This is a genomic window from Kribbella sp. NPDC056861, assembly GCF_040687575.1.
GTDB lineage: Bacteria > Actinomycetota > Actinomycetes > Propionibacteriales > Kribbellaceae > Kribbella.
The window spans coordinates 846,754-864,431 of record NZ_JBFBNQ010000004.1 but is presented as its reverse complement, the minus strand read 5'-3'; the positions used below and the strand labels follow the sequence as shown (position 1 = coordinate 864,431).

The 17,678-nt window shown below is 68.1% G+C and carries 14 protein-coding genes and 1 pseudogene; 8 read left to right on the top strand and 7 right to left on the bottom strand.

Going from position 1 to position 17,678, the window contains the following annotated elements:
- Positions 1 to 22 precede the first annotated feature (22 nt).
- Together AB0P21_RS23625 and AB0P21_RS23620 are read left to right on the top strand one after the other, a co-directional pair.
- Positions 23 to 793 (top strand): annotated as a pseudogene (locus AB0P21_RS23625) (ABC transporter ATP-binding protein); the annotation flags it as partial.
- A 194-nt stretch (positions 794 to 987) separates the two neighbouring features.
- Entirely contained in the window at positions 988 to 3,492 is a 2,505-nt protein-coding gene (locus tag AB0P21_RS23620) for an FtsX-like permease family protein (RefSeq protein WP_363699300.1), read from the top strand.
- 258 nt (positions 3,493 to 3,750) lie between these two features.
- Here the strand turns inward: AB0P21_RS23620 and AB0P21_RS23615 are convergent, their stop codons facing one another.
- Together AB0P21_RS23615 and AB0P21_RS23610 are read right to left on the bottom strand one after the other, a co-directional pair.
- Positions 3,751 to 4,365, bottom strand: a complete 615-nt coding sequence (locus AB0P21_RS23615; protein WP_363699299.1) for an NAD(P)H-dependent oxidoreductase — start codon at positions 4,363 to 4,365, stop codon at positions 3,751 to 3,753.
- Positions 4,366 to 4,424: 59 nt separating this feature from the next.
- Complete coding sequence (locus AB0P21_RS23610; protein ID WP_363699298.1) at positions 4,425 to 5,105, bottom strand: DedA family protein; 681 nt, start codon at positions 5,103 to 5,105, stop codon at positions 4,425 to 4,427.
- A gap of 132 nt (positions 5,106 to 5,237) precedes the next feature.
- On the opposite strand from AB0P21_RS23610, the gene AB0P21_RS23605 reads away from it, so the two are divergent.
- The 4 genes from AB0P21_RS23605 (at position 5,238) to AB0P21_RS23590 (ending at position 8,575) form a co-directional block, all read left to right on the top strand.
- On the top strand, positions 5,238 to 6,575 hold the full coding sequence (locus AB0P21_RS23605) for a histidine kinase (RefSeq protein ID WP_363699297.1): 1,338 nt from the start codon (positions 5,238 to 5,240) through the stop codon (positions 6,573 to 6,575).
- A complete protein-coding gene (locus AB0P21_RS23600; protein ID WP_363699296.1) occupies positions 6,566 to 7,285 on the top strand; it encodes a response regulator transcription factor in 720 nt (239 codons plus the stop codon). The genes AB0P21_RS23605 and AB0P21_RS23600 overlap by 10 nt, the downstream gene beginning before the upstream one ends.
- A gap of 223 nt (positions 7,286 to 7,508) precedes the next feature.
- The gene (locus AB0P21_RS23595) at positions 7,509 to 7,814 is read left to right on the top strand and encodes a metalloregulator ArsR/SmtB family transcription factor (RefSeq protein WP_363699295.1); all 306 of its coding nucleotides are present in this window, start codon (positions 7,509 to 7,511) and stop codon (positions 7,812 to 7,814) included.
- The gene (locus tag AB0P21_RS23590) at positions 7,814 to 8,575 is read left to right on the top strand and encodes a hypothetical protein (protein ID WP_363699294.1); all 762 of its coding nucleotides are present in this window, start codon (positions 7,814 to 7,816) and stop codon (positions 8,573 to 8,575) included. The genes AB0P21_RS23595 and AB0P21_RS23590 overlap by 1 nt, the downstream gene beginning before the upstream one ends.
- Positions 8,576 to 8,593: 18 nt before the next feature.
- Here the strand turns inward: AB0P21_RS23590 and AB0P21_RS23585 are convergent, their stop codons facing one another.
- The 3 genes from AB0P21_RS23585 to AB0P21_RS23575 all read right to left on the bottom strand — a co-directional run bounded on the left by AB0P21_RS23585 (position 8,594) and on the right by AB0P21_RS23575 (position 11,800).
- Complete coding sequence (locus tag AB0P21_RS23585; protein WP_363699293.1) at positions 8,594 to 8,944, bottom strand: VOC family protein; 351 nt, start codon at positions 8,942 to 8,944, stop codon at positions 8,594 to 8,596.
- 3 nt (positions 8,945 to 8,947) lie between these two features.
- On the bottom strand, positions 8,948 to 9,769 hold the full coding sequence (locus AB0P21_RS23580) for a MerR family transcriptional regulator (RefSeq protein ID WP_363699292.1): 822 nt from the start codon (positions 9,767 to 9,769) through the stop codon (positions 8,948 to 8,950).
- A gap of 123 nt (positions 9,770 to 9,892) precedes the next feature.
- On the bottom strand, positions 9,893 to 11,800 hold the full coding sequence (locus tag AB0P21_RS23575) for a ricin-type beta-trefoil lectin domain protein (protein ID WP_363699291.1): 1,908 nt from the start codon (positions 11,798 to 11,800) through the stop codon (positions 9,893 to 9,895).
- 289 nt (positions 11,801 to 12,089) lie between these two features.
- Here AB0P21_RS23575 and AB0P21_RS23570 point away from each other — a divergent pair, with 289 nt between their 5' ends.
- Entirely contained in the window at positions 12,090 to 13,361 is a 1,272-nt protein-coding gene (locus tag AB0P21_RS23570; protein ID WP_363699290.1) for a family 16 glycosylhydrolase, read from the top strand.
- A 65-nt stretch (positions 13,362 to 13,426) separates the two neighbouring features.
- Here the strand turns inward: AB0P21_RS23570 and AB0P21_RS23565 are convergent, their stop codons facing one another.
- Together AB0P21_RS23565 and AB0P21_RS23560 are read right to left on the bottom strand one after the other, a co-directional pair.
- Positions 13,427 to 14,770: a GH1 family beta-glucosidase gene (locus tag AB0P21_RS23565; protein ID WP_363699289.1), complete on the bottom strand. Its 1,344-nt coding sequence runs from the start codon at positions 14,768 to 14,770 to the stop codon at positions 13,427 to 13,429.
- Between the two features lie 126 nt (positions 14,771 to 14,896).
- Entirely contained in the window at positions 14,897 to 16,132 is a 1,236-nt protein-coding gene (locus AB0P21_RS23560; protein WP_363699288.1) for an ROK family protein, read from the bottom strand.
- 298 nt (positions 16,133 to 16,430) lie between these two features.
- Between AB0P21_RS23560 and AB0P21_RS23555 the strand changes: the two genes are divergently transcribed.
- Positions 16,431 to 17,456, top strand: coding sequence for a LacI family DNA-binding transcriptional regulator (locus AB0P21_RS23555; protein ID WP_363699287.1), 1,026 nt, complete (start codon positions 16,431 to 16,433; stop codon positions 17,454 to 17,456).
- The last annotated feature ends 222 nt before the right edge of the window (positions 17,457 to 17,678 follow it).

The window sequence follows — 17,678 nt, the reverse complement described above, 5'->3', positions numbered from 1 at the left end:
GACAGCTACGAGGGGTTCAGCCATGAGGCGCAAGCAGGAACAGTTCACCAGGTCGAACGACTCGGTCGTGCTGCACGACGTACGCCGGGTCTACGGCAAGGGTGGCAACGCCGTCACCGCGTTGGACGGCGTCAGCATCAGCTTCGCCCGGGGCACCTTCACCGCCGTGATGGGCCCCTCGGGCTCCGGCAAGAGCACCTTCCTGCACTGCGCGGCAGGACTCGACCGGCCCACCTCCGGCACAGTCGCGATCGACGACGTACCGCTGGCCGGCCTGAACGAGCGCCAGCTCACCGAGCTCCGCCGGGAGCGGATCGGCTTCGTCTTCCAATCGTTCAACCTGCTGCCGGCCCTGACGGTCTGGCAGAACGTCACCCTCCCTCAGGAGCTCGACGGCCGCCGCACCAACAAGGCTGCCGTCCGCGAGGTACTGGACCGCGTCGGCCTCGGCGGCAAGCACAAGAGCCGCCCCGGCGAACTCTCCGGCGGCCAGCAGCAGCGCGTCGCAATCGCCCGCGCCCTGGTCGCCCGCCCCGCAGTGATCTTCGCCGACGAACCGACCGGCGCCCTGGACACCCAAACCGCCGCCGACGTCCTCGACCTGCTCCGCGAACCTGTCCGCACCCAGGGCCAGACGGTCGTCATGGTGACCCACGACCCGGTCGCAGCGTCGTACGCCGACCGGGTGGTCTTCCTCGCCGACGGCATCCTGGCCGGCAGCCTCAACAACCCCACCGCCGAACAGGTAGCCGACCGCCTGACCCACCTCGGCGCCCGAGCCGCCCGCGCGGCTCACGCGGCTCACGCGGCTCACGCGGCTCACGCGGCTCACGCGGCTCACGCGGCTGACCCGGCTGACCCGGCTGACCCGGCTGACCCGGCTCGCGCGGCTCACGCGGCTCACGCGGCTCAGGCAGCCCGCTCCGGCTACCCCGCCGGGACCGCCGGGACCGCCGACGGGCTCCTCACCGCCGGGCCGGTCACCCGATGATGCGCCTCGCTGTCCGCACCCTGCGCTACCGCAAGAGCGGCTTCCTCGCGACCTTCGTCGCCGTCGTCTTCGGCACCTCGATCGTGCTCGCCTGCGGCGGCCTGATGGAGACCGGCATCCGCTCCAACGTCGCCCCCGAGCGTCTCGCCGCCGCCCCGATCGTGGTCACCGGCAAGCTCACCCACCTCCGCCCCGGTGAGGAAGACGCCACCCGCCTCACCGAGCAGGTCGGCGTTCCTGACTCCGTCGCCACCCAGCTCCGCTCCCTGGAAGGCGTCACCGACGTCATCCCCGACCTGACCTTCCCCGCCCCGATAGCCTTGAACCAAGGCTTCACCAAAGGCGAAGGCCACAACTGGGAATCCGCACCACTGGCCCCCTTCAACCTCATCTCCGGCACCGCACCCCGCGCCGGCGACGTCGTACTCGACGAAACCACCGCCACCCAACTCAACGCGAAGCCAGGCGGCAAGGTGAACCTGCTGGTCGGTGGCCAGCAGACCCCCTTCACCGTCAGCGGCATCGCCTCCGGCCCGGCCGGCCACACCTTCTTCTCCACCCAAGAGGCAACCCGCTTCGCCAACCGCCCAGGCCAGTCCGCCGCCCTCGGCGTACTAGTTGCCCCCGGCACCGACCTGAAGGCGCTCAAGAAGAAGATCGAGGCAACGTCCGACGTCTCCGCCCTGGCCGGCCTCGACCGCGGCGAGGTCGAACACACCGACGCGGCGGTCAAGAAGGTCACGCTGATCTCGGTCGCCGGCTCGTTCGGCGGAATCGCCGCGATGACGATGATGTTCGTGGTCGCCTCGACGCTGGCCCTCTCCGCCCAGCAGCGCCAGCGCGAGTTCGCCCTGCTGCGCAGCATCGGCACGACGCCCGGCCAGGTCCGCCGGATGATCCTCGGCGAAGCCATGCTGGTCTCCCTGCCCGCCGTCCTCGTCGGCGTCATTCCCGGCGCCCTGCTCGGCCGCTTCCTCTTCGACAACCTGTCGTCGAACGGTGTCGCCTCCCCTGACGTGACGTTTTATCAAGGTCTGATCCCGTTCGCGGCCGGCGCGGGCGCCGCAGTACTGGCCGCCATCGGCGCCGCGTTGATGGCGGGTCGTCGATCGGCGAAGATCCGCCCGGTCGAGGCGTTGGTCGAGGCCTCGCTGCAGACCAAGTGGTTCAGCTGGGCACGAACCATCACAGGTGTCCTCTTCGTCGGCGGCGGAGTCGCCCTGATGGTCGTGACCGCCACCGTGATGTCCGGCCCGCTGGCGGGCGCGACCGCCGGCCCCGCCGTGCTCTGCTGGGCGATCGGCATCGCCGCGCTCGGACCGCTGGCCACCAAGGCCATCCTGGCGATCATCCGCTGGCCCCTGTACGCCGTCACCCGGGTGAACGGCCGGCTCGCGATCCGCAACGTGACAGCGCGATCCGTGGCGATGTCGTCCGCGGTGATGCCGGTCATGCTGGCCGTCGGGATCGCCACCGCCAACATCTACATGCAGACCACCAACGTCGACGCCTCCGCGAAGGCGTTCACCAAGGAGCTGCGCGCCGACGCAGTACTGGTCTCGACTGCAGCAGGTCTCTCACCATCACTGCTCCCCAAGGTGCAAGCGCTGCCCGGCGTCGCGAGCGCCTCGGAGTACGTCACCAGCCTCGGCGTCATCGACGAACCACGGCACGCCCCCTTCGACGAAGACGGCGCCTTGCTCCAAGGCGTCTCACCCCAAGACGCCGACGGTACTGCGCCAGTGCGGCTGACCTCGGGCTCACTCGAAGGCCTGACCGGCAACACGGTCGCCCTACCTGATCGGGTAGTGGAGAAGATCGACCGCGGTGTCGGTACGTCGATCAAGATGACACTCGGCGACGGCACTCCGGTCGAGCTGCGCGTCATCGCGACGTTCGCGGCCGAACCCGGCTACGAGAGCATCGTGCTCCCTGCCGAACTGGTCGCCGCCCACACCGCCAATCGCTTGGCCCCGCAGATCCTGGTACGCGCCGAACCAGGCGCCTCGATCGGGCCCGCACTCGCCAACCTGGCGGCGGCGACTCCCGGCGTACAGGTCGCTGATCGAGAAGCTCTGATCGCCGGCAACGGCGAGGACCTACAGACCCAAGCGTGGATCAACTACCTGCTCGTCGGCATGCTGATCGCCTACACCGCAGTCTCGGTCGTCAACACCTTGGCCTCGTCAACAGTCCGCCGCCGCCGAGAGTTCGGCCTACAACGCCTGACCGGCTCGACCCGAGGCCAAGTACTCCGAATGCTCACCACTGAAGGCGTACTGGTCGCGCTAGCAGGCATCATCCTCGGCACCCTGGTAGCCCTGGCCACCCTGCTCCCCTACGCATCCGCAGTCTCCACCTCGGCCATGCCCACCGGACCGTTCTGGATCTACCTGGTCATCATCGCCATCGCCTTCGCCCTCACCATGCTCTCCACCCTCATCCCCGCCACCAAGTCCCTGGCCACCCGCCCCGCCGAAGCCGCCGCCCGCGCCGACTGACCCAACCTTCCCCCGCGCGCCCGCCGCCCGTCCGCTCCTCCGCCGCCCGTCCGCTCCTCCGCCGCCCGTCCGCTCCTCCGCCGCTCCCGGCTCTGGTCGCTCCCACCCACCCGTTCGCAACTACCGCTCCTCCGTCGCGTGGGTGCCCGAGCGCGGCTCGCCTCCTACCGCACGCACGAAGAACTGGGGTCTTCAGCCAAGGCACCACCTGGCCGAAGACCCCAGAGCTATTCCCCACCCCACCTACTTACCAGGTCTCTACTGAGCAGGCGTCGGCTCAGCCACCGGCTGTAGCGCGATCGTCGTCGCCTGCACCAAGCTCGCGTGCTTCCTCAGCCAAGCCGACACCGGCAGCTGCAGATCCTCGAAATCCTTCTCCTCCAAAGCAACCGGCGGCGTCGGCACACTCGCACCCAGCTCAGCCAGCACCGGCCGCAGATGCAGATCAGCCAGCAACTTGTGACTGGGCGCCGCCGACACAGTCACCGGCACCACCACCGACCCGGCCAGCGCCTGATGCGGCAGCACATCAAGAAAGCTCTTCAGCAACCCCGTATAGCTCCCCTTGTAAACCGGAGTAGCCAACACGATCACCGACGCCGACGAGACCAATTCGACGGCACTCTCCAACGCCTCCCGCTGTGCCTCGACCGCGTCCTCACCCTGGAAGATCGCCGGCGCGAAGGTCACCAGGTCGACCAGCTCGTCGATCCGGTACGGCGTACCGAGCTCCGAGGCAAGCAGCTCAGCCACCGAAGCCGCGGCGGCCGCCGTCCGGGAGCCCGCTTTGGGATTGCCCACCACGGTGACGACGGATTGCGGCCAGACCGGCGGATCGGGCACGAGCCTCGGCTCGAAGGCGATGGAAGGCATCGGGACGCAACTCCTGGGGTTCGGAAGTGAGGTCTCGAGCGTAGCCAAAGTCGAGCTTGCTACTTGACTTTCTCACCTGCTGAACTTCTGGCCCTGATCTTGACAACCACGAACCACGCCACCGCCCCCACCGCGGCAGCCAGTACAACGTACTGCAGCACGCCGACCGACGACTCCACTGCGTGCCACTTCTCGCCCAGCGCGTAGCCCGCGACGATCAGCGCCGTGTTCCAGATCCCGCTGCCGAGCGCCGTCAACGCGAGGAACAGCGGCATCGACATCCGCTCCACCCCGGCCGGGACCGAGATCATGCTGCGCACGACGGGCACCAGCCGGCCGATCAGCACCGCCTTGGCGCCGTGCCGGTTGAACCAGTCCTCCGCCTTGTCGACGTCCTCCAGCTTGACCAGCGGCAACCGGCCGAGCAGCGATCGCGTTCGCTTCCGGCCGAGCACGGCGCCCACGCCGTACAGAGCCAGCGCGCCGACCACCGAGCCGAGCGTGGTGAAGATGATCGCGCTGATCAGCCCGATGTCACCACGATTCGCCGCGAAGCCCGCCAGCGGCAGGATCACCTCGCTCGGCAGCGGCGGGAACAGATTCTCCAGCGCCACCGCGAGGCCGGCGCCCGGAGCGCCCAGCTTCTCCATCATGTCGATGGCCCAGCCGGCGATCCCACCGGTCGGTTCTTGAGTTGCCTGCGCCAGCGCGCTCATCATCACCTGGTTCGTCGGGGTCATGGCGTCGACGCTAGGTCCGCGAGCACCTCGCGCACCCTGCGGTCGACCGTCGTGTTTCCTCGGCTCTTCCACAGTACAGAACTGTGGAAAACCACAGTCCGCACCAACCCTGTGCCCACTAACCTTGCCCACATGCGGAATCGGCTGACGGCGCGAGCGGGGACGGCCCTGGTGGGGGTCGTGCTCGGTGCGCTGCTGGCCTGGGTCGAGCTCGGCTTCCTGGTCCTGTCCGCGATCGGTCTGCTCCCGGTGATCGCGGTGCCCCGCTCACGCCCGCACGTGGTCGGGTTCGTCCATCGTTGCGCTCGGCAACTCGCGATGCTGGAGCAGCGACGGCTGGCCCGCTTTCACCAACTCTCCTCGCTCGGCCCGTACTCCGACCGAGCCGCCTTCCGCTACATCGTCAGACGCTGGCCGGTCGGCATGCTCGGTGGCTTCGTGCTGCTCCTCCTCCTGCTCGGCCTGGTGGTGGCGGGCTCGATGATCTCGGCCTGGCTCACCGGTGGCCACTGGGCCTTCATCGAGGACGACGGCGGCGGAGTCAGTCTCCAGTCGCTGGCGGCGGTCTCACTGCCTGGCCTGCTGCTGCTCTACCTGAACGTGATGGGCATCATCGGTGTCCCGGTGCTGGATGCCAGGCTCGCGCGGCACCATCTCGCGCCGTCGGCCGAGGAACTGCTCGCCCGCCGGGTCTCAGAGCTGACCCTCAGCCGGGCCGAGGTGGTCGAGGTGGTGAACGATGAGCGTCGCCGGATCGAGCGCGACCTGCACGACGGCGTACAACAGCGACTGGTTGCTCTCGGTCTGCTCCTCAGCCGGGCTCGACGAGCCAAGGACCCAGGACAAGCCTCGGAGCTGATCCAGCAGGCCCACGAGGCGTCGGAGCAAGCCCTGGCCGATCTGCGCGAGGTCGCTTGGCGGGTCTACCCCACGGTGCTCGACCAGCTCGGCCTGCGCGACGTCATCGCCGTACTGGCCGAGCGGTCGAGCATTCCCGTCACCCTGCACTACGACCTGCCCGTGCGACCACCGGTCGCGGTCGAGACTGTCGCGTACTTCGTCGTCTCCGAGGCGGTCACCAACGCCGCGAAGCACTCCGGTGCCGACAAGCTCGAGATCCGCCTGGTCCAGCACGGCGACCCCAGCCCGGTCACGGGCCCATCGGTCGCCAGCTTGTCGGCCACAGGCTCGTCGACACCAGTCCCCTCGGACGCAGGCTCGTCGGCAGCGAGCTCGTCGGCCGCGGGCTCCTCGGCCGCAGGTCCGTCGGAGGCAGCGGGCCAAGACAAAATGCTGTGGTCGCGCCGGTTGACCGTTGTCATCACCGACAACGGTCACGGGGGAGCCGACCCAGCCGGGCGGGGCCTGTCCGGGTTGGCCGGCCGAGTCGCCGCAGGCGACGGCCTCTTCACCATCGACAGTCCCGTCGGTGGCCCGACGGTCATCACAGCGGAGCTGCCATGCGGGTGATGCTCGCCGAAGACCACGTTCTACTCCGCGCCGGCCTGGACCGCGTCCTACTGGAGGAGGGCCATCAGATCCTCGCCTCGGTCGGCGACGCCGACGCCCTGCTCTCCGCGCTCGAGTCCTGTCAAGCAGGCGACAGCGGTGACGTTGGCGGCGGCGGTGGCGGTGGCGGCGGTGGCGACGGTGACGGCGACGGCGGCTTACCCGATGTTGTGGTGATCGACGTCCGGATGCCACCGACGCACACCGACGAAGGCATCCGGGCGGCTCTGACCATCCGGCAGCGGTGGCCGTCGATCGGCGTCCTCGTGTTGTCGCAGTACGTCGAGAAGGCTTATGCGACCGAGCTGATCACCTCTGGTCAGGACCGCGTCGGCTACTTGCTGAAGGATCGGGTGATGCGGGTCGAGGAGTTTCTGCACGCTCTGGAGCGGGTCGGCAGCGGCGGTGTCGCGTTCGATCCCGAGATGATCCGCCAACTCCTGGCCCGCACCACCCACACCGACCCGCTCAGCCGGCTGACCCCGCGCGAACACGATGTCCTCGCCGCGATGGCCGAGGGCCAGGTCAACGCGACCATCGCCGACCAGCTCTTCGTCTCCCAGAGCGCGGTCGAAAAACACATCAACTCGATCTTCGACAAGTTCGAGCTCAACCACGTCTCCGGCTACAGCCGCCGGGTCCTCGCCATCCTCCGCTACCTCGGCACCTGAGCACTACGGCGCACAGCCCACCGCGCGCCTGAACCCACCGCACGCCTCAAACCACCATGCACCGGCCACCCACTACCCGTCGACCGCTGAGCAGCAACAGCACCTCGGCAACAGGCCGGCGAATCTCCTCCCCACCCAGGCAGCCAAGCTCCGCCGCGCGTTGACCTCACTGCGCACCATCACCAACTCCTAAGCCTCGGCCCGACCGGGTTATATTCCTGGTATGGCAACTACGTTCGAGGTGCTGGCCGAGCCTCGGCGGCGGCAGATCCTCGACCTGCTCCGGACCGGCGAGCGCCCGGTGGGCGACCTGGTCGACGCGCTCGAGCTGAGCCAGCCCGCCGTCTCCAAACACCTGAAAGTACTGCGCGACGCCGGCCTGGTGGAGGTCCGCCAGGACGCCCAGCGCCGCTGGTACCGGCTTCGCCCGGCGCCGCTGCTCGAGCTCGACACCTGGCTGGAGCCCTACCGGGACCTCTGGCGCGACCGCCTCGACGCCCTCGAGGCCCACCTCGACAAGATGCCTTGATGACCACTGAGCTGAAGACCGCCGAGCAACGCGCCCGCCGCTGGTGGGTCTGCGGCCGCCGCGTCGGGTCCGTGGACCGGGCCGGCAAGTTCGTCCACGACGTCGGGTTCGCCCTGCTCTTCCCCGCCCCGAAGCCGATCGGCCCCTCACTCTGGGAGGCCGTCGCCGATGAGGACGACGAGCCGTTCGGCGACGGCATGGGCGAAAACGAGTCGAAGGTGTGGGGCTGGAAGGACGAACTGCCCCGCCAGGGCCTCGCCTGGTACGGCGCGTTCCTCGGTGGCCGCGGCACCTTCCTCTCCCCCGCCCTGCTCGCCGCCCTCTACCCCGGCGACGGCGAACTGGACGACCACGAACGCCTCGAACTGTCCCCTGCAGCCCACGAGCTGGCCGCGGCGCTAGCCGTCGAGCCACTGTCGAGTGCCACTCTCCGCGCGCTGCTCGGCGACAAGAACAAGTACCAGCGCGCGATCGGCGAACTCCAGAAGAACCTGCTCGTGACCACGGCAGGTGTCGAGGAGCAGAGCAACGGCTGGCCGGCGGCGCTCCTCACGCTCACCTGCGAGCAGTTCGACGTCGGCGGCGGCACCGATCATCGCGAGGTGGCCCGCCAGTACCTCGACACCATGCTGGACGCCGCCCCGGTGGACCTGGCTCGCGCCTTCCGCTGGCCGACGGCCAAGGCCCGCGAGCTCTTCGACGAACTGGTCGACGACGGCGAGGCCATCACCGAGGACGGCCGCCGCTACCAGCCGATCTGACCGTCAGCCCACTAACAATCAGTGCAGTTCAGCCAGATCGAACACATTGCCCTCGGGGTCGGCCAGCGTGATCCAGTGCGTGCCGTACTCGTTGTGCTCGTCGACCCGCTTGGCGCCGAGCCCGACGATCCGGTCGACCTCGGCGGCCCAGTCCGCGGTACCGAAGTCGAGGTGCAGCCGGTTCTTCGCCGTCTTCGGCTCGGGGACCTGGATGAACATCAGCGCGAGCCCTTCGCCGCCCTTGTTCACGGTCGCGAAGAATTCGTTGCCGTCAGCATCGACCTTGGTGTTCAGCACGCCGGCCCAGAAGCCGGCCAGCTCGACGGCGTTGGTGCAGTCGATGGCGACCTGCTCGAAGATGATGGACATGATTCAGCCTTTCGGGATGGGGATCCGCTGGATCGGCCAGCAGATCTCGGTACGGAACTCGCTCTCGTCGGCCCCGTCGCCGGGTCCGACCAGGTACAGCTCACGGATCGGCCCGGGGGCCACCTCGCAGTACTCCGCGACGTGGCTGCCGAGCGCGCCGTAGGTGCGATCGAAGTCGGTGAACGACCCCTCGTGCCGGGTGATCGCGAAGAAGCTCGCCGGCAGGTCGACCAGTTCGACCCGGTCGATCGCCGGCTGGTCCGGCGCGACCGGCAGGAACCCGACCACCTCACCGATGTCCTCGGTGAAGAACTCGTCCCCGTACGTCGCGCCGGCGGTGGCCGTGATCCCGTGCCGGCCGGCGATCTCGCCGAGCAGCCCGAAGGTCGACCCGCACCAGGCATCGATCTCGTTGCGGTCGACGCGGTCCGTGACGGCGTACGCGCGAAAAGCCGGCACGAACCGGTACTCGACCGTGAAGTCGCAGTCCGGCAGGGTGAGCATCGACCGCAGTGACGCGACCACCTCACGGGTCTGCGCCAGCTCACGCTCCATCTGATCCAGATGCAGCCGCAACGTCTGGTCACGCGTCTGGACGTCCGGTGCCTCGACCACGGATCGCACCTGGGCGAGCGGCATCTGCAGATCCCGGAGCCGCCGGATCAGCTGCGCGACCGGGACCTGCGTGGTCGCGTACCGCCGGTACCCCGAGGACGCGTCGATCCGCGCCGGGGCCAGCAACCCGATCTCGTGGTAGTGGTGCAAGGTCTTCACGCTCAGGTGCGTGAGCCTGGAGAACTCACCGATGGTGACTGACGCCGTCATGGGGTAACCCTCCACCCTCCGCCTACCGGAGAGTCAAGGCCCGTACGCAACGCGACCGCCACCGGGGGCGCGGTGGCGGTCGGGTTGCAGGTGTCCCCGTGCGGACACCCCGTCAATGGATGGTCAGACAGTCCACTTCTGGTTCGCGGTGCCGCCGCAAGTCCAGATCTGCAGTCGAGTGGCGTTGGCAGAGTTGTTGCCGGTGACATCGAGACACTTGTTCGCCTGTGGATTCACCAGGTCGTTGTTCGCGTAGTTCCACTGTTGAGCGGCACTGCCGTTGCAGGTCCACAGTTGGGTCTGCGCGCCGTTGGCGGTCGAGCCGCCGGAGACGTCGAGGCACTTGCCGAGCGCGCGGAGGGTGCCGTCACCAGGGCGGGTCCACTGCTGCGCGTTGCTGCCGTTGCAGTCGTACAGGTTCACCGCAGTACCGTCCGCGCTGTTCGCGGCCGCTACGTCGATGCACTTACCGGCCAGGCCGGTGATCTGACCGGTGGTGCCACCGCCGCCGCCACTCTGGGTACCGTTCCAGGTGAAGGTCGCCGAGGTCTTGGTCGGCAGCGTGTAGGTGAACGACTGGCCACCCCAGTTCACCCGGACCGACTGGTTGCCGCCGGTGGTGTTGAAGGCGATCAGCGACTTCGAGCCGTCGGGGTTCTTCCAGGCGACGTTCTTGACCGACGAGTTCGCGGACGAGTCGATCCGCAGCGCGCCCGGCTTCACGAACTTCGTCAGGTGACCCATCGTGTAGTACTCGACCGTCTTGTCCACCTGGCCGGCCCGCGCGCCGCCGCGCTGGATGGTGACCAGCCCGGTGCAGACGTTGCAGCCGGCGCCGACGAACGGCAGCATGTTCTGGTCCTGGCCGAGGCTCCACTTGACCCAGGACTTGCTCCAGTTCCGGGTGTAGTCGATCAGGTTGTTCATGTCCTCGACCTGCTGGTTCGCGATCCAGGTACCGCCCGAGTGCTCGGTCATGTAGTGGTTCACGGCCGGGTACTGGTTGTGCACGGTGGTCTGCAGGTTCACGTCGCCGCCGTAGCCGTGCCAGGCGATACCGCCGAACAGCGGGTCGTTGCGCAGACCGGCGTCGGCGAGCGGGACCGAACCGAGGTCGTTGTAGTTGCCCCAGTTGTAGTCCAGCACCATCACCTTGGTGGTGATGCCGGCCGCCCGGAACGCCGGGAACAGGTGGTTCTTGGTGAAGTTCAGCAGGCCGGCGCCGTTCCAGTTCATCGACGCGTAGCCGGTGTCGTCGGTGCCGCAGCAGGTCGGCTCGTTCTGCACCGAGACGTAGTCGATGTGGTTGCCCTGGGCCTCGTTCTGCTGGACGTACTTGACGAAGTACTGCGCGTACATCGGGTAGTACTCGGCCTTCAGCCAGCCCCGGTTGGTGAACTTGTTGTTGTCCTTCATCCAGGCCGGCGCGCTCCACGGCGCGCCCTTGACCTTCAGCGCCGGGTTCAGCTGCTTGGCCTGTTTGGTCAGCGGCACCACGTCGGTCAGGTCGTGGGCGATGCTGAAGTTGTTCAGGTCGCAGCAGGTGTCGTCGTAGGAGTAGTTGAACCGGGCCAGGTCGGAGGCGCCCATCGGGTTGCGGGTGAAGGCCAGGCCGATCCCGTTGACCGGGTCGAACAGGTCCTTCATCACCTGGTTGCGGGTAGCGGCGGAGATCGTGTTGCTGCTGTTCAGCAACCAGGCGGCCGAGTCCGTGAACGACGCGCCACCGCCCTCGAAGGACTGGTACGTCGTGTTCTCGTTGACCGTGGTGGTCTGGTTGGCCGAACCGCCGGCCGGGCCGAAGTTGACCGGCGCCTGCTGCTGCAGGCCGCGGGTCACGTTGCGGCCACCCGAGTCGTTCGTGGTGGTCAGCCAGACGTTGACCTGCTCGCCGGCCGCATGGGCCGGTTCGGGGTTGCTGATGCTGAAGCCGGTCGCGATCACGGACAGGGCGGCGAGGCCGGACAGTGCCGGCAGGAGACGGCGGCGGCGCTGGAACAGACCGCGGCGTGGGGTCCCGTTCGAGGACATGGGCGGATCTCCCTTTTGCTCAAGGGCTTTCTCAGGGGTGGGCGGTAACCCCGAGGTGGCGGCGTCTGCCCGCGCCGCAACTGGTGGTCAGCACGAGATAACCATCCGTGCAACACACTGTCAACGTCACACCGACACTTTTTTCACGTCTTATATTTATGTGTGGTCTTGACCTGAGAGCGTTCTCACAGCAAGCTGCCACCCAGCGATTCCCTGTCTCGCGACAGTCCGCCCCCGCCCCCCAACGGCCGGTTCCGCTGGTTCCGGCCGCGCGAGAAATGAGGCACGCATGAGACTTCCGCGTCCCCGATTCCGGACCGCAGCCCTGCTCGCAGCAGGCGCCGCCCTGGTCGGCACCGCCGTCCTCCAAGCCCCCGCGACAGCCGGTACGTCGGCCGCCGGGACCGCTGCCGCACCAGCCGCGGTGAACGCGGTCGGGCCGGTCATCTGGGAGGACAACTTCGACGGCCCGAACGGCCAGGCTCCCGACGCGAGCAAGTGGCGCTACGACATCGGCGGCTCCGGCTGGGGTAACAACGAGCGCCAGTACTACACCAACAGCACCCGCAACGCCGCCAAGGACGGTGCCGGCAACCTGGTGATCACGGCACGTCGTGAGAGCGGCGGCTTCCAGTGCCACTACGGCACCTGCGAGTACACCTCGGCCCGGCTGCTCACCGCGCAGACCTTCACCCAGACCTACGGCCGGTACGAGGCGCGGATGAAGCTGCCGCGCACCCAAGGCATCTGGCCGGCCTTCTGGATGCTCGGCACCGGCAACGGCGGCTGGCCGAACATCGGCGAGATCGACATCATGGAGCACATCGGCAAGGAGCCGACCAACGCCTACGGCACCCTGCACGGCCCCGGCTACTCCGCGGCCGAGGGCATCAGTTCGCGGTACACGCTGCCCGGCGGCCAGGTGTTCAGCGACGCCTTCCACACCTTCACCGTCGACTGGGAGCCCAACTCCGTCACCTGGTACGTCGACGGCGTCCAGTACGCCCGCAAGACGCCGGCCGACCTCGGCGGCGACCCGTGGGTGTTCGACCACCCGTTCTTCATGATCATGAACGTGGCGGTCGGCGGCTACTGGCCCGGCTACCCCGACGGCAGCACGGTGATGCCGCAGTCGATGGTCGTCGACTACGTCCGCGTCAACAGCCTCACCAGCGGAGGCGGCGGCAACAACGGCGCGGTCAAGGCGCTCGGCAAGTGCATGGACGTCGCCGGCGCCAACCCGAACGACGGCACGCCGGTCCAGATCTGGGACTGCAACGGCACCGGCGCCCAGCAGTGGAGCCGGCCCGGTGACGGCACGGTCCGCGCCCTCGGCAAGTGCCTGGACATCGCCGGCGGTGGAACCGCCGACGGCACCAAGCTCCAGATCGCCAACTGCAGCGGCAATCCGGCCCAGCAGTGGAACTACACCGGATCGCAGACGTTCGTGAATCCGCAGTCCGGCAAGTGCCTGGATCTCCCGTCGGGCAACACCGCCAACGGCAACCGGCTGCAGATCTGGCCCTGCAACGGCGCGACCGCCCAGAAGTGGACCTTGTAACAATTCCTGAACAGAAGGGCCCCTACCTCATCCCGAGGTAGGGGCCCTTCTTTCGTTGCGTTATCTCACGGCTGACGGTGGGTCTCGATCAGCTTGGTGTAGGTCTTGCCGCTGGTCTTCATCACCCGCTTGCCGGTCGGGTAGTCGACGTACGACAGCCCGAACCGCGGCGCGTAACCGTAGGCCCACTCGAAGTTGTCCATCAGCGACCAGGCGAAGTAGCCGGCCAGCGGGGCGCCCTGCTCGACCGCGCGGACGCAGGCGGCCAGATGCCCTTCCAGGTAGGCGGTTCGATCCACGTCGTCGACATTGAACTCGGCGTCGGGCTGATCCACCCAGGCTGACCCGTTCTCGGTGATGTAGATCTTCTCCGCGCCGTACTCCTTGGCCAGCCGCAGGATCAGCTCCTCCAGCCCAGCCGGGTGGACTTCCCAGTCGAGCATGGTGTGCTCGGCGTTCGGGCCCGGCACCTGGCTGAATCCCAGCACCGGAACGGATTCGTCGGCCTTGACGATCTGCCGGAAGTAGTAGTTCAGCCCGACGAAATCGGTCGGCGCCGCGATGATCGCGGCGTCCCCCGGCTGCTCGGGCAGCTCGACGCCGTACACGTCGACCATGTCCGCCGGGAACCCGCGGCCGAACAGCGGATCCAGCCACCACCGGTTGATGTGCCCGTCGGCGATCTGCGCGGCGCGGATGTCGGCGGCAGCGGTCGAGGCCGGCTCGATCCCACTCAGGTTGACGACCAGACCGACCGACGGCGGCTTCGGCGCCGACTCACGCAACGCCGCGACGCCGAGCCCGTGCGCCAGCATCAGGTTGTACGACACCCGCACCGCGGTCGCCGGATCCTTGGTACCGGGCGCCATCCGCCCCTCCCAGTGACCGATCCAGGCCGAGCACAGCGGCTCGTTCAAGGTCACCCAGTCGGTGACCCGATCGCCCAGCCGGGCGCCGACCACGGCCGCGTACTCGGCGAACCGGTACGCCGTCTCCCGGTTGTCCCAGCCGCCGAGATCCTGCAGCGCCTGCGGCAGATCCCAGTGGTACAAGGTGACATAGGGCTTGATGCCGTTGGCAAGCAAATCGTCGACCATGCGCTCGTAGTACGCCAGGCCGGCCTCGTTGACCGCGCCGGACCCGGTCGGGATCACCCGCGGCCAGGCGATCGAGAACCGGTACGCGTCGACGCCGAGCTGCTTCAGCAGCGCGAGATCCTCGGGCCAGCGGTGGTACGAGTCGCACGCGACATCACCGTTGTCCCCGTTGTCGATCGCACCCGGGACCCGGGAGAACGTGTCCCAGATCGACGGCAACCGGCCGTCGGCATCGATCGCGCCTTCGATCTGGTACGCCGACGTAGCGGTACCCCAGACGAAGTCCTGCCGGAGCGGTGACAGCTCGACCATCGGTGACCCCCAAGGGGTAGTAGGCGGGTTTTTTCACAGCATAGTTGAAGTCTTGAACTCGGAATAGCAGACCGAGGTTCCGGAACCACGCGGATCTGCGCCTCCAGAACGTAGGCCCCGCCCCGGTCACCGAACCCGCGCGGCAACCTTCCGCGGCCCCCGCGTGGTCGACCCACCATCCCGAAGCAACCGCAGGATCGGCAAAGTAGCCGCCCCCATCGCCACCGCGTCCCGCCCCAGCTCACACAACTCGATCGACACCTGCGCGTACGGCTGCCGCAGCGCATGCCGGCCGACCGCCTCGCGCAACTGCGGCAGATACCGCTCGCCCAGCAGCAACCCGGCCCAACCACCCAGCACGATCCGCTCCGGGTTGAAAAGGTTTACCAGGTTGGCGAAACCAGCACCCAGATAGCCGATCGTGTCCTCGACGACCTTGGCCGCGATCTCCGAAGTACCGACCCCGTCGAGCAGCTCGTTGAAGACCGCTTCCTCGTCACCAGCAGCAGTAGCGAATCGACCACCGGCCGACCGAAAGCGCTCGAGCACACCCTCAGCCCCGACGTACGCCTCCAAGCACCCTTCAGCACCACAGCGGCAGAGGCGGCCGCCGTACATGATCGTCGTGTGGCCCCACTCCCCCGCGCTGCTGCGGGTGCCGCGGTAGCTGGAGCCACCAGTGACCAGCGCAGCGCCGACCCCGGAGCCGACCAGCGCGACCACGGCATCGGTCGCTCCCCGACCAGCGCCGAACCACATCTCCGCCTGACCCAGCGCATTAGCCCCGTTGTCGACCTGGACCGGAATGTCCGTCTTGGCAGCGAGCAGCGCACCGAACGGCACCCCGTCCCAGCCCAGCGTCTGCGCGTGGACGACGGCATCCGCCGGGCCTTCGACAACTCCGGCCACTGCGACTCCGAGACCGAGCACCCGGTCCGGCGCGATCCGCGCCGTGTCGAGCACCTCGCGCAGGCCGGTCAGCACGTATTTCACGGCCAGCTCAGGAGCCGGTTTCGGGGTCTCGATCGGGTAGACCGCGGTGGCGAGCACGTTCATCGCCAAATCGAACAGCTCGACCCGGACCCGGGTCTCGCCGACCTCGGCGCCGACGACGTACCCGAAGTCCGGAGCGACCCGGAGCAGGACCCGCGGCCGGCCACCGTCGGACTCGACCGAGCCGGCTTCCTCGACCACGCCTTCGTCGAGCAGCTCGCCGACCAGGTTGCTCACGCTCGCGGCGCTCAGCGACGTCTCGTGACCCAGCTCGAAGCGGCTGAGCGGGCCGTCGCGGTAGATGCTCGTCAGCAGCACGGAGCGGTTGGACCGGCGCATGTCGCGCACCGTGGTCCGGCGTACATCCATTGTTTGCGGTCCACCCTCGAGAGCCTCGGCAAGTAGTCGTCCGGCGGCTGAAATCGATACCTCGCCGGAGGAGTCCATCATGCACCAGCGGGCCTCCGGAAGGGCTCGGGCCGGAGCAACCTGTGGACAACGATGGACTTCTTACAAATCGTGAACTTAGTCCTGATTCGTTATCGCACCGTGATTGACGTGAGCTGACTCACTCGGCTTCACTCTACGGAACCGCTTCCGAAACCGGTTCCGAACATTCCGGACACGTCGCGGCAACATTCACCCCAACCGCCCGAGGGGAGCTGAAGTGTCGATCACCATCGCCGACGTCGCCGCCCGTGCGGGAGTCAGCAAGACCACCGTTTCCCGGGTCCTGAACGGCAAGGGCGAGCTCGACCTGCGCACCGCCGAGCGGGTCCGCCAGGTGATCGCCGAGCTCGGCTACGTACCGAGCGCCCGCGCTGTCGGCCTGGCCCGCGGCCGCACCCGGATCGTCGGGATGCTGGTCCCCTCGCTGACCTGGCCCTGGATGGGCGAGGTCCTGCAGGGCGCCGTCGACGTGGTCGAGTCCGAGGGCTACGGCCTGCTGCTGTTCACCTGCAACCGGGGTGAGGAGTCCATGCAGCAGTTCGCCTCCCAGGTCTCGGCGCAGTCCTTCGACGGCCTGCTGGTGATCGAGCCGGAAGGCACCCTCGCCTACATCGAGCAACTGCACTCGCGCGGCCTGCCCGTCGTACTGATCGACGACCGGGCCAAGCAACCTGTTTTCCCGTCCGTCGCCACCACCAACCGCGCCGGTGGCGCGGCCGCGGCCCAGCACCTGCTGGAGCTCGGCCGGCACCAGCCGCTGGTGATCACCGGCGTGGACTGGTTCGGCTGTACCCAGGAACGCCTGGACGGTTTCCGCGACACCTACGCGGCGGCCGGTATCGAGCTCGACCCACGGCTCGTCTTCGAAGGCGACTTCACCCACGACTGCGGCCGCAAAGGCGTCCAGCAGGCACTCGACGCCGGACTCCGGTTCGACGCGATCTTCGCGCACAACGACCTGTCCGCCGGCGGCGCCATCCAGGCCGTCCGGGAGACCGGGCGGAACGTGCCGAACGACGTGTCGGTGGTCGGTTTCGACGACATCCCCTACGCCCAGCACACCGAACCGCCACTGACCACGGTGCACCAGCCGATGCGTCAGATGGGCCAGGCGGCGGCCCGGATGCTGATGGGCTACTTCGGCGGCAGTCCGATGCCGGAGGAGCCCCAAGTGCTGCCCACGACCCTCATCGTGCGCAGCTCAACCGCCCCCGTGACCGCCCGCCACCCGGTGGCTCGGTAGTCCGCCGCCAAGCTCCGGCGGCGGGGTGGCTGCCCCCGCCCCGCCGCCGGTGAGAAGACTTGATCACCGATCAGATGTTGGTCACCGATCAGCATCGGATCAGCACCGATACCGATCTGTTAGCGCCGCCGATATTCACATGAGAGCGCTTTCACGGCACGATGCGTAGGCCCCCCAGGCTCCACCCGACAGTCATTCGACAGTCATCCGCCAACCAGTTGG